The 15,265-nt window shown below is 65.0% G+C and carries 14 protein-coding genes; 12 read left to right on the forward strand and 2 right to left on the reverse strand.

Annotated features, from left to right (window positions below; translation table 11 throughout):
• The first annotated feature begins 15 nt into the window (after positions 1 to 15).
• Positions 16 to 1,209, forward strand: coding sequence for a 3-hydroxybenzoate 6-monooxygenase (locus PspTeo4_RS05260; RefSeq protein ID WP_322362684.1), 1,194 nt, complete (start codon positions 16 to 18; stop codon positions 1,207 to 1,209).
• Positions 1,210 to 1,332: 123 nt separating this feature from the next.
• On the opposite strand, the gene PspTeo4_RS05265 is transcribed toward PspTeo4_RS05260, so the two are convergent.
• Positions 1,333 to 2,127: a DNA-binding transcriptional regulator gene (locus tag PspTeo4_RS05265; RefSeq protein WP_322362685.1), complete on the reverse strand. Its 795-nt coding sequence runs from the start codon at positions 2,125 to 2,127 to the stop codon at positions 1,333 to 1,335.
• Positions 2,128 to 2,441: 314 nt separating this feature from the next.
• Here PspTeo4_RS05265 and PspTeo4_RS05270 point away from each other — a divergent pair, with 314 nt between their 5' ends.
• From PspTeo4_RS05270 to PspTeo4_RS05305, 8 genes are all read left to right on the forward strand, one after another.
• Positions 2,442 to 4,109, forward strand: coding sequence for a bifunctional 3-(3-hydroxy-phenyl)propionate/3-hydroxycinnamic acid hydroxylase (locus tag PspTeo4_RS05270; protein ID WP_322362686.1), 1,668 nt, complete (start codon positions 2,442 to 2,444; stop codon positions 4,107 to 4,109).
• Between the two features lies 1 nt (position 4,110).
• A complete protein-coding gene (mhpB, locus tag PspTeo4_RS05275) occupies positions 4,111 to 5,055 on the forward strand; it encodes a 3-carboxyethylcatechol 2,3-dioxygenase (RefSeq protein ID WP_322362687.1) in 945 nt (314 codons plus the stop codon).
• Between the two features lie 19 nt (positions 5,056 to 5,074).
• A complete protein-coding gene (locus PspTeo4_RS05280; RefSeq protein WP_322362688.1) occupies positions 5,075 to 5,938 on the forward strand; it encodes an alpha/beta fold hydrolase in 864 nt (287 codons plus the stop codon).
• A gap of 15 nt (positions 5,939 to 5,953) precedes the next feature.
• Positions 5,954 to 6,748, forward strand: coding sequence for a 2-keto-4-pentenoate hydratase (gene mhpD, locus PspTeo4_RS05285; RefSeq protein WP_322362689.1), 795 nt, complete (start codon positions 5,954 to 5,956; stop codon positions 6,746 to 6,748).
• 11 nt (positions 6,749 to 6,759) lie between these two features.
• Positions 6,760 to 7,701, forward strand: a complete 942-nt coding sequence (locus tag PspTeo4_RS05290) for an acetaldehyde dehydrogenase (acetylating) (RefSeq protein WP_322362690.1) — start codon at positions 6,760 to 6,762, stop codon at positions 7,699 to 7,701.
• A complete protein-coding gene (gene mhpE / locus PspTeo4_RS05295) occupies positions 7,698 to 8,708 on the forward strand; it encodes a 4-hydroxy-2-oxovalerate aldolase (protein WP_322362691.1) in 1,011 nt (336 codons plus the stop codon). The genes PspTeo4_RS05290 and mhpE overlap by 4 nt, the downstream gene beginning before the upstream one ends.
• Before the next feature lie 121 nt (positions 8,709 to 8,829).
• Positions 8,830 to 10,014, forward strand: a complete 1,185-nt coding sequence (mhpT, locus tag PspTeo4_RS05300; RefSeq protein WP_322362692.1) for a 3-(3-hydroxy-phenyl)propionate transporter MhpT — start codon at positions 8,830 to 8,832, stop codon at positions 10,012 to 10,014.
• 82 nt (positions 10,015 to 10,096) lie between these two features.
• Entirely contained in the window at positions 10,097 to 11,368 is a 1,272-nt protein-coding gene (locus PspTeo4_RS05305; RefSeq protein ID WP_322362693.1) for an OprD family porin, read from the forward strand.
• A gap of 150 nt (positions 11,369 to 11,518) precedes the next feature.
• On the opposite strand, the gene PspTeo4_RS05310 is transcribed toward PspTeo4_RS05305, so the two are convergent.
• The gene (locus tag PspTeo4_RS05310) at positions 11,519 to 12,436 is read right to left on the reverse strand and encodes a LysR family transcriptional regulator (protein ID WP_322362694.1); all 918 of its coding nucleotides are present in this window, start codon (positions 12,434 to 12,436) and stop codon (positions 11,519 to 11,521) included.
• A 120-nt stretch (positions 12,437 to 12,556) separates the two neighbouring features.
• Between PspTeo4_RS05310 and PspTeo4_RS05315 the strand changes: the two genes are divergently transcribed.
• The 3 genes from PspTeo4_RS05315 to PspTeo4_RS05325 all read left to right on the forward strand — a co-directional run bounded on the left by PspTeo4_RS05315 (position 12,557) and on the right by PspTeo4_RS05325 (position 15,264).
• Positions 12,557 to 13,315 carry a 5-oxoprolinase subunit PxpA gene (locus PspTeo4_RS05315; RefSeq protein ID WP_322362695.1) on the forward strand — a complete coding sequence of 253 codons (759 nt, stop codon included), beginning with the start codon at positions 12,557 to 12,559 and terminating at the stop codon, positions 13,313 to 13,315.
• A gap of 90 nt (positions 13,316 to 13,405) precedes the next feature.
• Positions 13,406 to 14,293, forward strand: a complete 888-nt coding sequence (locus PspTeo4_RS05320) for an allophanate hydrolase subunit 1 (RefSeq protein ID WP_322362696.1) — start codon at positions 13,406 to 13,408, stop codon at positions 14,291 to 14,293.
• Positions 14,290 to 15,264, forward strand: a complete 975-nt coding sequence (locus tag PspTeo4_RS05325) for a biotin-dependent carboxyltransferase family protein (protein WP_322362697.1) — start codon at positions 14,290 to 14,292, stop codon at positions 15,262 to 15,264. Before PspTeo4_RS05320 ends, PspTeo4_RS05325 begins: the two co-directional genes overlap by 4 nt.
• Position 15,265 lies beyond the last annotated feature (1 nt).

Here is a 15,265-nt window from a genome sequence, read left to right on the forward strand (position 1 = left end):
ACGGAGATCCAGACCATGACTGCCCAACAACAAAAAATCATCATCGTCGGTGGTGGCATTGGCGGCCTTGCAGCCGCCCAGGCCCTGACTGCCCAAGGCATCCAGGTGCTGCTGCTGGAACAGGCCGACCATATCGGCGAGATCGGCGCCGGCATCCAGCTTGGCCCGAACGCCTATGCGGCGCTCGATGCGCTGGGCGTCGGTGAAGCAGCGCGCAACCGTTCGGTGTTCACCGACCACCTGATCATGATGGACGCCATCGACGCCCATGAAGTGGCGCGGATCGAAGTTGGCGAGCGTTTCCGTCAGCGCTTTGGCAACCCCTATGGGGTGATTCACCGTGCCGACATCCACCTGTCGATTCTCGAGGCAGTTCAGCAGAACCCGTTGATCCGCTTCCAGACCTCCACCCATATCGCCAGCATGGAAATGGATGACCAGGGTGTGACGCTGACCGACAGCAAGGGCAACCAGTACCAGGCCGATGCGGTGATTGGCTGCGACGGGGTCAAGTCGGTAGTCCGCGAGCGCATGATCGGTGACGCGGCGCGGGTGACCGGGCATGTGGTGTACCGCGCGGTGGTGGATGCCGAAAACATGCCCGAAGACCTGCGCGTCAATGCGCCTATGCTGTGGGCCGGCCCGCGTTGCCACCTGGTGCACTACCCGCTGCGCGGTGGCAAGCAGTACAACCTGGTGGTGACCTTCCACAGCCGCAACGAAGAGCAGTGGGGCGTGACCGAAGGCAGCAAGGAGGAAGTGCTGTCGTACTTCGAAGGCATCCACGAGCGCCCACGGCAGATGCTCGATCGGCCAACCTCCTGGCGCCGCTGGGCCACGGCCGACCGTGACCCGGTGGAGCACTGGGGAGAAGGGCGGGCAACGCTGCTTGGCGATGCTGCCCACCCGATGACCCAGTACCTGGCCCAGGGTGCCTGTATGGCGTTGGAAGATGCTGTGGTGCTGGGGCAGGCAGTGAAGGCCTGTGAGCATGACCTGCAGGCAGCGTTCCGCCTCTACGAGTCGATTCGCATACCACGCACCGCGCGGGTGCTGTGGTCGGCCCGCGAGATGGGTCGTCTGTACCATGCCAAAGGGGTTGAACGCCTGGTGCGCAACCAGCTGTGGGAAGGGCGTGGCCAGGAGCAGTTCTATGATGCGGTGCAGTGGTTGTACGGCTGGAACATCGACAACTGCATGAAGCGCTGAGGCAGTACCGGCCGCTTCGCGGGCAAACCCGCCCTTACAGGTATCTCGCTACCTTCAATGGCAACGCAGCACCTGTGGGAGCGGGTTTACCCGCGAAGAGGCCAGACCTGCCAGGGCATCCTCTCAAGCGTCGACCCCCAACAGTTCATCGATCTTCCCGGCGAAGCGCTGCAACGCCGGCAAGTACTTCTGCGCGGCCTGCTCGATGCTCATCGCTTTGCCCACATAGACCAGGTTCAAGCACCCCAGCAGGCGCTCGCCCGCGTGCAACGGCACGGCGATGGATGCTGTCTTCTCTTCCTGGTTCCAGCCCATGAAATTCTCCGCATAACCCCTGTGGCGCACTTTGCGCAGCAGGTTGTCGAGCGTCACCGGGTCCCGTGCCAGGCGGTACTCGGGCCCCTCACGGCTGGCTAGCAGGGCAATTACCTGCTCACGCTCGGCATCGGCGCAAAATGCCAGGTAAGCCAGCCCGGTGGCCGTTTCCAGCAACGGCAGGCGGCGCCCGACCATGGAGCGGTGGAACGACAGGCGGCTGAAGCGGTGGGTGGTTTCGCGCACCACCATGGCATCGACATCGAATGTGCTGATATCGGTCGGCCACACCACTTCCTGCAACAGCTCGGCCAGCAATGGCGCGGCGGTGGCGCTGATCCACTGCTCGTCGCGGAACCCTTCGCTCAGCTCGCGCACCTTGAGGGTCAGGCGGAAGCTGTCGTCGGAGTCGCTGCGCCTTACGTAGCCTTCCTCCTGCAGCGTTTCCAGCAGCCGACGCACGGTGGTGCGATGCAGCCCTGTAAGTTCTGCCAGGCGAGTGGGGCTGGCGCCGCCGTCCAGGCGGTTCAGGGCATTGAGCAGCGCCAGGCCACGGGTCAGGCCGCGCACGGTCTTGTAATCGGAGTCACGGTCAATGTTCATAAAAACCTTTATAAAACAATGATGTGCACATAGTGCGCGGTGCGGCGGTTTTTCATTGTAGGGCAATCGGCGCCATTCCTATACTCGGCGCAACAACTACAAATGCCCTGACAGGGGAACACAAAATGCACCATGCCTGCCTGCCGTCCTTACCCAGTACCTGCGTCTTCTCACCCCGAAGCGTAGCGACGCTCCGCTAGACCCCGAACCAGCCAAAACGCCCATTCACCGACTTGCGCCTGCCTGCGCGAGGACGGCATCGGCTTGCCTGCAGGTTTCCCGGGCGCCGTCGGGCCGTGTCGAGGATTACAACAATGAACACGCCACATCCAGATCACATTCAGGCCGACTACACCGCAGACGTGGTGGTCATCGGTGCCGGCCCGGTAGGCCTTGCGATTGCCAATTACCTGGGCCAGGCCGGTGTGCAGGTCTTGCAGATCGAGAAGCTCGACCAGCTGATCGACTACCCACGCGCCATCGGCATCGATGACGAATCGCTGCGCACCGTGCAGGCCATTGGCCTGGTCGAACAGGTACTGCCACACACCACGCCGTGGCATGCCATGCGCTTTCTGACCCCCAAGGGCCGCTGCTTCGCCGACATCCAGCCGATGACCGACGAGTTCGGTTGGTCGCGGCGCAACGCGTTCATCCAGCCCCAGGTCGATGCCGTGCTGTACAAGGGCCTGGCGCGCTTTGCCAATGTGCGCACGCTGTTCTCCCGCGATGTGGTGGAGTTCCGCCAGGACGAGCAGGGCGTAAGCCTGCGCATGACCGCAGCCGAGGGCCGCGAAGAAACCGTGCGGGCGCGCTACCTGGTGGCGTGCGACGGCGGCAACAGCCTGATTCGCCGCACCCTGGGCGTGAGCTTCGAAGGCAAGACCGCGCCCAACCAGTGGATCGTCATCGACATCGCCAACGACCCGCTCGGCACCCCCAACGTGTACCTGTGCTGCGACCCGGTGCGCCCCTATGTGTCCGCCGCGCTGCCCCATGGCGTACGCCGCTTCGAGTTCATGGTGATGCCGGGCGAAACCGAAGAGGAACTGGGCAAGCCCGAGAACATGCGCAAGCTGCTGGCCAAGGTGCTGCCGGACCCGGACCGCGTCGAGCTGATCCGCAAGCGTGTGTACACCCACAACGCCCGCCTGGCCGGGCAGTTCCGGGTCAAGCGCGTGCTGTTGGCTGGCGATGCGGCGCACATCATGCCGGTGTGGCAGGGCCAGGGTTACAACAGCGGCATGCGCGATGCCAGCAACCTGGGTTGGAAACTGGCCCTGGTGGCCAAGGGGCTGGCCGGCGAGGCGCTGCTCGACACCTACGAGCAGGAACGCCGCGACCATGCCAAGGCGATGATCGACCTGTCGGTGCTAGCTGGCCATGTGCTGGCACCGCCCAAGCGTTGGCAGGGCGCGTTGCGTGACGGTGTGTCCTGGGCGCTGAACTACCTGCCGGCGGTCAAGCGTTACTTTCTCGAAATGCGCTTCAAGCCGATGCCGCAGTACGCCAAGGGTGCTCTGGTGGCCGAGGAAGGCGTCAAGGCCTCGCCGGTGGGGCGCATGTTCATCCAGCCCAAGGTGATTACCGAAACCGGCCAGACCCAGCTGCTGGACGACGTGATTGGCAGCCACTTCGCCTTCATTGCCTGGGGCAACGACCCGCTGTGGGGCTTGAGCGCTGCTCAGGTCGAGGCGTGGCGCGCGTTGGGCGCACGTTTCATTCAGGTGCTGCCTGAAGTGCAGCTCAAGGCTGGCCGCGAAGTGCCGGACGGAGTGATCCGCGTGGGCGACAGCACCGGCCGCCTGAAGGAATGGTTTGGCCGTTACCCCGTGTCCATCGCCGTGTTGCGGCCAGACCGCTTCGTCGGTGCCGTGGCCATCCCGCAGACCATCGGCAAGGCCAGCGACGCACTGCTCAGGGCGCTTGCCGCCCAGCCGCAGGCCAACCAGCAGGCGCCGCTGGCGTCCAAGGTGGCCTGAGATGAGTGCCTACCTGCACTGCCTGTCGCACACACCGCTGGTGGGTTATGTCGACCCACCGCAAGCGTTGCTGGATGAAGTGGACGAAGTGGTCGCCGCCGCCCGGGCGCGCATCGAAGCCTTCGACCCCGAGCTGGTGGTCCTGTTCGCCCCAGACCACTACAACGGTTTTTTCTACGATGTGATGCCGTCGTTCTGCATCGGCATGTCGGCCACCGCCATCGGCGACTTCCAGAGCGCCGCTGGCCCATTCGATGTGCCGCGTGATCTCGCCGAAGCTTGCGCCGACGCGGTGCTCGAAGCGGGCGTGGACGCCGCCGTGTCGTACCGCATGCAGGTCGACCATGGCTTCGCCCAGCCGCTGGAGCTGTTGCTCGGTGGCCTCGACGCCAAGCCGGTGATCCCGGTGTTCATCAACAGCGTCGCCGTGCCGCTGCCGGGCTTTGCCCGCGCCCGTCTGCTGGGCGAAGCCATTGGCCGATTCGCCCGTGGCACCGGCAAGCGAGTGCTGTTTCTTGGCTCTGGCGGGCTTTCGCACCAACCGCCGGTGCCGGAGCTGGCCCATGTCGATGCGCGCATGGCCGACCGCCTGATGGGCAGCGGTCGCAACCTGCCGGCCAACGAGCGCCAGGCCCGCCAGCAGCGGGTGATTTGCGCCGCCGAAGGCTTCGTCCGCGACCAGAACACCCTGCACCCGCTCAACCCCGCCTGGGACAACCACTTCCTCGACCTGCTGGTGCAGCGCCGTTTCGGCGAGCTCGACGGCATGGCCAATGCCGAGCTGTCGGCGCTGGCCGGCAAGTCGACCCACGAGGTTAAAACCTGGGTGGCCGCCTTCGCCGCGCTGAGTGCGTTCGGCGACTACCAGGCCAGCGCGCGTTACTACCGGCCGATCCCTGAGTGGATCGCCGGGTTCGGCTCGCTCAGCGCCCAATCCCTAATTTGATGACCGGAGGATTCACGCCATGACCGCTACCCCCATCAGCGAAACCGCAAGCAGCCGTTTTGCCCGTATCCGTGAAGGCGAGCTTGACCTGCAACTGCACTACAACGACCTCGGTGACGGCGCCGAAACCGTGGTCATGCTCCACGGCTCCGGCCCAGGTGCCAGTGGCTGGGCCAACTTCAACCGCAACCTCGAACCGTTGCTGGTCGCCGGTTACCGCGTGGTGCTCATGGACTGCCCGGGCTGGAGCAAGAGCGACCCGATTGTCTGCCGTGGCTCACGTTCCGACCTCAATGCCACCGCGCTCAAAGGCTTGCTGGATGTCCTGAGCCTTGAGCGGGTGCACATTCTGGGCAATTCCATGGGCGGCCACAGCGCCGTGGCCTTTGCCCTCAACTACCCCGAGCGTGTCGGCAAACTGGTGTTGATGGGCGGCGGTACAGGTGGCGCCAGCCCGTTCGTGCCAATGCCCACCGAGGGCATCAAGCTGCTCAACGGCCTGTACCGCGAACCGACCATCGACAACCTGAAGAAGATGATGAACGTCTTCGTCTATGACCCGAGCGACCTGACCGAGGCACTGTTCCAGACCCGCCTGGACAACATGCTCAGCCGCCGCGATCACCTGGACAACTTCGTCGCCAGCCTTGCCGCCAACCCTCGCCAGTTCCCTGACTTTGGCCCGCGCCTGCACGAAATCCGCGCGCGCAGCCTGATCATCTGGGGCCGCAACGACCGCTTCGTGCCGATGGATGCCGGCCTGCGCCTGCTGGCCGGTATTCCGGATTCCTCCCTGCACGTGTTCAACAACTGTGGCCACTGGGCCCAGTGGGAACACGCCGACACCTTCAACCGCCTGGTGCTGGATTTCCTGCAGCACTGACCTGAGGTAGCCCTAATGACCATCGATTCGCAAACCCTCGAACGCCTGGCCGCCGACCTGCGTCGCGCCCAGCAGCAAGGCGAAGCCATCGCCCCGCTGCGTGACGTCATCGGTGCCGAGAATGGCGAGGCGGCCTATGCCATCCAGCGCTTGAACGTTGCCCACGCCCTGGCCGACGGCCGTCGCCTGGTGGGCCGCAAGATCGGCCTGACCAACCCCAAGGTGCAGGCCCAGCTGGGCGTTGACCAACCCGACTTCGGCAGCCTGTTCGCTGACATGTGCTTCGGCGACAACGAAACCGTGCCCTACGCCAGCGTGATGCAACCGAAGATCGAGGCCGAGATCGCCCTGGTGCTGGCCCGCGACCTGCCCAGCGCGCAGACCACCTTCGCCGATGTGCTGGCCGCCACCGGTTACGTGTTGCCAGCGCTGGAAATCGTCGGCAGCCGCGTGCAGGGCTGGAACATCCGTTTCGCCGACACCGTGGCTGACAACGCCTCCAGCGGCTGCTTCGTGCTTGGCGGCCCGGCGCGCCAGCTCACGGACCTCGACCTGCGCGGCGCCGCCATGCGCATGACCCGCAACGGCGAGCTGGCCTCCAGCGGCAGCGGCGCCGAGTGCCTGGGCCACCCGCTGAACGCGGCGGTGTGGCTGGCACGCACCATGGCACGCCTGGGCGAGCCGCTGCGTGCGGGCGACATCATCCTCACCGGCGCCCTGGGGCCGATGGTGGCGGTGGCGCCTGGCGACCATTTCGAAGCCGAAATAGACGGCCTGGGCCGCGTCGGCGTGACCTTCAGCGGCGAATGATGGAGAGCCCCATGAGCCATAAACGCAAAGTCGCCATCATCGGTTCCGGCAACATCGGCACCGACTTGATGATCAAGATCCTGCGCAACTCGCAGCACCTGGAGATGGCCGCGATGGTCGGCATCGACCCAGCCTCCGATGGCCTGGCGCGGGCGGCGCGAATGGGCGTTGTCACGACTCACGAAGGCGTGGAAGGCCTGACCCGCCTGCCGGTATTCAGCGAGATCGACTTCGTCTTCGACGCCACCAGTGCCGGCGCCCATGTGAAGAACGACGCCTTTCTGCGCCAGCACAAGCCTGGCCTGCGCATCATCGACCTGACCCCGGCTGCCATCGGCCCTTACTGTGTGCCGGTGGTCAACCTCGAGCAGCACCTGCAGGCGCTGAACGTGAACATGGTCACCTGCGGCGGCCAGGCCACCATCCCGATGGTGGCGGCGGTGTCACGGGTGGCCAAGGTGCATTACGCCGAGATCATCGCCTCCATCGCCTCGAAATCGGCCGGCCCCGGCACCCGCGCCAACATCGACGAGTTCACCGAAACCACCAGCAAGGCCATCGAAGTGATCGGCGGCGCGGCCAAGGGCAAGGCGATCATCGTCATGAACCCGGCCGAGCCGCCGCTGATGATGCGCGACACCGTGTATGTACTGTCGGAAGCGGCCGACCAAGCTGAAGTCGAAGCCTCCATTCTGGAAATGGCCGTCGCCGTGCAGGCCTACGTGCCGGGCTATCGCCTCAAACAGCACGTGCAGTTCGACCTGATCCCAGAAGACGCGCCACTGAACATTCCCGGCCACGGCCGCTTCAGCGGGCTGAAGACTTCGGTGTTCCTCGAAGTCGAAGGCGCCGCCCACTACCTGCCGGCCTACGCCGGCAACCTCGACATCATGACCTCCGCCGCGCTGGCCACCGCCGAGCGCATGGCACGGGCGATGGGAGCACAGGCATGAACGGCAAGAAACTCTATATTTCCGACGTGACCCTGCGCGATGGCATGCACGCCATCCGCCACCAGTATTCGCTGGACGACGTGCAGGCCATCGCCCGTGCGCTGGACCTCGCCAAGGTCGACTCCATCGAAGTCGCCCACGGTGATGGCCTGCAGGGTTCGAGCTTCAACTACGGTTTCGGTGCCCATACCGACCTCGAATGGATCGAAGCAGCCGCCGATGCGGTCAGCCACGCCCAGATCGCCACGCTGCTGCTGCCAGGGATCGGCACCCTCCATGACCTCAAGGCCGCCTACAACGCCGGTGCCCGCATCGTGCGGGTGGCCACCCACTGCACCGAGGCGGACGTGTCGCGCCAGCACATCGAGTACGCCCGTGAGCTGGGCATGGACACGGTGGGCTTCCTGATGATGAGCCATATGCAAACGCCCGAAGGCCTGGCCCAACAGGCCAAGCTGATGGAAGGCTACGGCGCCACCTGCATCTATGTAGTGGACTCGGGCGGGGCGATGAACATGGATGACATCCGTGCCCGTTTCCGTGCGGTGAAGGCGGTGCTTGACCCCGCCACCCACACTGGCATTCACGCCCACCACAACCTCAGCCTCGGCGTGGCCAACTCCATCGCCGCGGTGGAGGAGGGTTGCGACCGCATCGATGCCAGCCTCTCTGGCATGGGCGCCGGTGCGGGTAACGCGCCGCTGGAAGTGTTCATCGCCGCCGCCGACAAGCTGGGCTGGAACCACGGCACCGACCTGTATGCGCTGATGGACGCTGCCGACGATTTGGTGCGCCCACTGCAGGACCGCCCGGTACGGGTCGACCGTGAAACCCTGGCGCTGGGCTATGCGGGCGTGTACTCGAGCTTTTTGCGCCATGCCGAAGTGGCCTCGGCCAAGTACGGCATCAAGGCGGTGGACATCCTCGTCGAGCTGGGCAAGCGGCGCATGGTCGGTGGCCAGGAAGACATGATCGTCGATGTGGCGCTGGACCTGCTAAAGCGCTAAGTCCACCACTGGCTCCATCGCCGGCAAGCCGGCTCCCACAAAGGATTGCGCCGCGATACGTGTGGGAGCCGGCTTGCCGGCGATGGGGCACCCCATTACAAAAACAATACGGGTGAATCCCATGACTACTTCCGCACACAACCCGCCGCGCGTCGCCCTTACCATCGGCTTGTGCTTTCTCGTCGCCCTGCTCGAAGGCCTTGACCTGCAAGCCGCCGGTATCGCCGCCCCCGGTATGGCCGCTGCCTTCGGCCTGGACAAACTGCAAATGGGCTGGGTGTTCAGCGCCGGCATCCTCGGCCTGCTGCCCGGAGCCCTGGTCGGCGGCTGGCTGGCCGACCGTTTGGGCCGCAAGCGCGTGCTGATCGGCTCGGTGGCGTTGTTCGGCCTGTTCTCCCTGGCGACGGCCCATGCCTGGAGCCTGCCCAGCCTGTTGCTGGCCCGCCTGCTCACCGGCGTGGGCCTGGGCGCCGCGCTGCCCAACCTGATCGCGCTCACTTCCGAGGCCGCCGGCCAGCGCCTGCGCGGCAGTGCGGTCAGCCTCATGTACTGCGGCGTGCCGCTGGGCGCAGCGATAGCCGCGGGTATCGGTATCGCGGGTTACAGCGGCGACTGGCAGCGGGCCTTCCATGTGGGGGGAGCCGGGCCGCTGCTGATTCTGCCGCTGCTGGCGCTGTACCTGCCGGAGTCCGCGCAGTTCGGGCAACCGGCTCAGGACGGCGCACGCGTCAGCCTGCGCCGTGAGCTGTTTGGCCAGGGTGCCACCTGGCTGCTATGGCTCAGCTACTTCTTCACCTTGATGGTGGTGTACATCCTGATCAACTGGCTGCCGAGCCTGTTGGTGGGCCAGGGCTTCAGCAGCGCTGATGCCAGCTGGGTGATGTTCGCCCTGCAGATCGGCGCCGCCATCGGCACCCTGGCGCTGGGCCTGGTGCTGGAGCGGTTGCCTGCCTGGGCCACCGCTGCACTGGTTTACCTGGGCATCCTGGTGGCCCTGGGTGGGCTGGGGCTGGCCAGCGACCTGCGGAGCATGCTGGTGGCCGGGTTTGCCGCCGGCTTCTTCGCCACCGGTGGGCAGGGCGTGCTGTATGCCCTGGCACCGCATTTCTACCCCGTGCAAGTGCGTGCCACCGGCGTGGGCGCTGCCGTTGCGGTAGGGCGCCTGGGGGCCATGAGTGGGCCTTTGGTTGCCGGGCAGATGTTGGCCTTGGGCGCAGGTTCCGCCGGGGTACTGCTGGCCTCGGCCCCCGGTGTGGTGATTGCCGCCCTGGCGCTGTTCCGCCTGATCGGCCGCCGCCCCGCATAAACCCGGCTGCTGTTTCCCCTTGCTTGCTCCCTGCTGCCTGGCGCGGCAGGGCTTCCTACAACTACAAGAAAGTGAAGACCTCATGCACAAGGCCCCTAATACCTGCCTGGCCCTGGCCGTTTGCCTGCTCTGCAGTGGCCCTGCCTCAGCGGCAGGCTTCGTCGACGACAGCCATGCTGAGCTGGTACTGCGCAACTACTACTTCGACCGCAATTACCTGGGCGAGACACCGCAGGCAGCTGCTCGGGAATGGGCTCAGGGTTTCATCCTGAATGTGAGCTCCGGGTTCACCGAGGGGCCCATCGGCTTCGGCCTGGATGCCAAGGGCATGCTCGGGGTGAAACTGGACTCCTCGCCGGACCGTGCCGGCACCGGCTTGCTGCCGTTCGACCGGACCACGCGGGAGCCGGCCGATGAGTATTCCGAGCTGGGCCTGACCGGCAAGGTCAAGGTCTCGCGCACCGAGCTGCAGGGCGGCACCATCAGTACCTTCCTGCCCATCGCCTTCGCCAGCCCCACGCGCTTGCTGCCGCAAACCTTCCGTGGCGCCTACCTGCGCTCCACCGACATCGACCGCTTGAGCCTGCATGCCGGCTGGCTCGACCGGATCAACCTGCGTGACTCCACCGACTACCAGAAAATGAGCATCGGTGCGCCCAATGGCCGCTTCAACGCGGCTGCAACATCCGACCGTTTCACCTTCCTGGGGGGCGACTATGCCTGGTCCGACGCCTTGACCCTGCGCTACTACCACGCCGAACTGGACCAGCTGTACCGCAAGGACTACTTCGGCTTCGTCGACGAGCGCAAGGTGGGGGCAGGGCGGTTGAAAAGCGATTTTCGCCTGTTCGTCACCGGTGAAGATGGCGCCGCCAAGGCGGGCAAGGTCGACAACCGCAACACCGCGCTGATGCTCACCTATGCCTGGGCCAGCCACAGCCTGGGTGTGGGCTACATGCGCCTGGATGGCGATACGGCGATGCCTTACCTGTATGGCACCGAGCCGCTGGTGATCACCGAGGGCACCTTGAGCTCGGAGTTTCTCAACCCGAAGGAGCGCAGCTGGCAGGTCAAGTTCGACCAGGACTTTGCGCCATTCGGGGTACCGGGGCTCAAGGGCATGTTGCGCTATGTGCGCGGCGACAACATCGAACTGGCCAAGTTTGGCGGCACTGGCCTGAACGAGAGCGAGAAGGATGTGGAGCTGTCGTACACGGTGCAGCAAGGCACGTTCAAGGGCGTGGCGCTGCGCCTGCGTCATGCCTGGTACCGCAATGACTTTGCGGCGGGGGCGAGCCACCGGGATGACAACGAGCTACGGGTGAATGTGGATTACACCGTCAAGCTGTGGTGAGTTTTGCGGGATTAGTTGTTGTTGATTCAGTGAAATTCCCTGTGGGAGCGGGTTTACCCGCGAATGGGTCGCTGAGCCCGCCGCCGCATTTGCGGGTAAACCCGCTCCCACAGGGGCTCATCCAAACCGGATGGGCGATGTGCTTTTCCATCACCGCCGAGCCGACAGCTGCTGCGGTGCCAGAAACGCCCCATGGAAGTAGTTGCGCACCGCCTGCATCGCTGGGCTGAATGCCCGCCCACGGTGCCAGGCCAGCCCCACGCTCATGGGCGTGACCGGGTCGCTGATGGTGACGGTTTCGATCCGCTTGCCCTCCAGTGACCAGGGACGATGCACCAGGTCGGACAAGATCGCCACACCGCTACCGTTGGCCACCATGCTGCGCACTGCTTCGACCGAGCTGGTGCGCACACGCACGCGTGGCCGCTGCCCAGCCTGCTCCCAATACCGCAGGGCACTTTGCTCGGCTTCGTCCACGGTCAGCTGGATGTACGGCTCGTCAGCCACATCCGCCAGGCTCACCGCCGAGCGCTCGCACAACGGGTGATGGCTGGGCAGCCACAGCCGGCGCTCGGAGTTGAACAGGGTCTCGGACACGATGTCCGGGTGGGTGAGGTTGGCGGTCAGCACCACAGCCATGTCGAAGTCACCCTCCAGCAAGCCTTGTTCGATGGCGCTGCGCTCTTGCTCGTGCACTTCCAGCGTCACGTCCGGATGCCAATGCTCCAGGCGCTGCAGGTGGTGTGGCAGGAAGTAGCCAATCACCGTGTAGCTGGCGGCCAGGCGCAATACCCCGCTGGCGCGCAGGTCGGGCAGCGGGCTGTTCAGCGCGTCATCGACGCTGCGCAAAATTACATAGGCGCGGTTGAGAAAATGCCGGCCCGCCTCGGTCAGCGTCATGCCCTGGGCCGAGCGCTGGAACAACAGCGCACCGAGCATTGCCTCCAGCTCCTTGATAGCGGTGGTTACCGCAGACTGGGAGATGTTGAGGTGGATCGCCGCCTGGGAAATCTGGCCGATTTCGGCAGTGGCGACGAAGTAGCGAACCTGGCGCAGGGTCAGTGACACGACGTGCTCCTGTTGTATCTGTTTTTCAGAAGACACCCTATCTGTTTATAAATCTTCCCAAGGGGTCAGGGAGAATCTAACGTGGCTGGCATGCAGTCACAAGCGCCAGGAGAACAGGGTATGCATGCGGTGGATTTCAACTCTGACATGGGGGAAGGCTTTGGCCCGTGGACCATCGGCGACGGTGTCGACAACGAGCTGATGGCGTTTATCAGTTCGGCCAACATCGCCACCGGCTTCCATGCTGGCGACCCCAGTACCATGCGTCGCACCGTGGCGCGGGCCAAGGCATTGGGTGTGGCGGTCGGTGCCCACCCAGGCTTTCGTGACCTTGTGGGCTTCGGCCGCCGCCACATCAACGCGCCGGCTCAGGAGTTGGTCGACGACATGCTCTACCAACTGGGTGCGCTACGTGAAATTGCCCGTGCCCAGGGCGTAACCTTGCAGCACATCAAGCCCCATGGCGCGCTGTACATGCACCTTGCCCGTGACGAAGAGGCTGCGCGCCTGCTGGTCGAAAACCTCCAGGTGATCGAGCCTGAGTTGTTGCTGTATTGCATGCCCGGCTCGGTGATCTGCCGTATCGCCCAGGACCTCGGGCAGCCGGTGGTGCGTGAGTTCTACGCTGATCGTGAATACGACATGAGTGGCTCCATCGTGTTTACCCGCCATGTGCGCGGCTATGAGCCCCAGCGGGTCGCCGAGCGGGTCCTGCGGGCCTGCCAGGAAGGCGTGGTGCGCACGGTCGAAGGCCAGGACCTGGCTATCAGTTTCGATTCCATTTGCCTGCACAGCGACACGCCCGGCGCCCTTGACCTGGTCGAGGCCACCCGCAAGGCACTGGACGGGGCCGGCATCACGGTGCGTGCACCGCGCTGAGCACTGCGGTACCCGGCGCCGACAAGCCGGGGCCGCCCGAAGCACTGAATTTCGCCTGCCTTTGTATAAAGATTCCAAAAAGGAACAGAGATGGCCGAGCCGCATGCAACTTCCCCGATTCGCTACAGCTTTGGTGCCGACGAGCACTTGTTTGCCGAGGTCAGTGACAGCATGTCGCTGGAGGCTTTCTTCAAGGGCATGGCCGTCACCCGTGCGGTGGAGCGCCTGGCGCTCGACGGTGTGCTCGACGTGTGCCTGGCCAACGCCTCGTTCCAGGTCCGCTTCGACCCCGACCGCATAGCCCCGCAGGCGCTGCTGGAGGCGGTACGTGGTGCCGAGGCCGAAGCGGTGGCCGAGCGCTCGCTGCACACGCGGATCATCGAGATTCCAGTGCTGTACAACGACCCCTGGACCCACGAAACCCTGATGCGCTTTCGTGACCGTCACCAGGACCCGAACAGCACCGACCTTGAGTATGCGGCGCGGGTCAACGGCCTGGCCGATGTCGAGGCATTCATCGCCGCGCACAGCGGCGCGCCCTGGTTCGTGTCCATGGTCGGCTTCGTTGCCGGTTTGCCGTTCATGTTCCAGATGGTCGAGCGCGAACGGCAGTTGCAGGTGCCCAAGTACCTGCGTCCGCGCACCGATACGCCGAAGCTGACCCTCGGCCATGGCGGGTGTTTCGGCTGCATCTACTCGGTGCGCGGGGCAGGGGGCTACCAGATGTTCGGTGTGACTCCGGCGCCGATCTATGACCCGCAGCAAAGCCTGGCCTACCTCAAGGAGCACATGGTGTTCTTCCGTCCAGGCGACATCGTGCAGTTCAAGCCCATCGATCGGGCCACTTACGACCAGGCGGTGTCCGATGTAGAGGAAGGGCGCTTCAACCTGCGCATCCGGCCCGTGGAGTTTTCCCTTGATGCCTTCCTGGCCGACCCGGTGGGCTACCCCAAATCGCTGCAGGAGGTGCTGGCATGATCAAGGTGCTCAAACCTGGCCTGGCCACTTCAGTACAGGACCTTGGCCGTGAGGGTTACTACCATCTGGGCATCCCGCCCTCCGGCGCGCTGGACCAGTATGCCCTGAGCGCAGTCAACCACCTGGTCGGCAACCCGGCAGGTGCCGCGGGGCTTGAGTGTGCCCTGGTGGGGCCGGAGCTGGAGTTCCAGCACGATGCTCTGGTGGCGGTGTGTGGGGCGCAGATGCCGGTGCTGCTGGATGGCCGCCTGCAGCCCCCAGACACGGCGTTCGCGGTCCGCGCCGGGCAGGTGCTGCGGTTCGGCTTCCCCACGGCGGGTGCGCGCGCTTACCTGGCGGTGGCGGGCGGTATCCAGGTGCCCGAGGTGCTTGGCAGCCGCTCGACTTACGCATTGGGGGCGCTGGGCGGCTTTCACGGTCGCAAGCTGCTCGCCGGCGATGTGCTGCCGGTCGGCGTACCCAGTGGCAAATCCAGGGCGGGTGCGAGCTTGCCCATGGCGCTGCGTCAGTCGCTGGGTGGCGAGGTGGTGCTGAGGGTGGTGCCGGGGCTGTACTTCCACCGTCTGACCGAGGCGGCGGCGAAGAGCTTCTTCACCGATGCCTGGACAGTGGGTTCCGAGGCCGACCGTATCGGTTACCGCTACAAAGGCGGGAGTGCGCTGAGCTTCCAGCCGCGTGAGCAACCTTTTGGCGCCGGGTCGGACCCATCGAATATCGTCGACAGCTGCTACCCCATTGGCTCGATCCAGGTGCCGGCGGGGCTGGAACCGATCATTCTGCACCGGGACGCGGTGTCAGGTGGCGGGTACGCCATGATTGGCACGGTCATCAGCGCCGACCTCGACCTGATCGGGCAGATGCAGCCGAACCAGCAGGCACGCTTCCTGGCTGTCAGCCTTGAAGATGCATTGGAGGCGCGGCGCTCTTACAAGAAGAAACTTGCCTGCCTGGGTCGATTGTTTGGCGGCTGAG

This window comes from Pseudomonas sp. Teo4 (assembly GCF_034387475.1).
Classification (GTDB): domain Bacteria; phylum Pseudomonadota; class Gammaproteobacteria; order Pseudomonadales; family Pseudomonadaceae; genus Aquipseudomonas.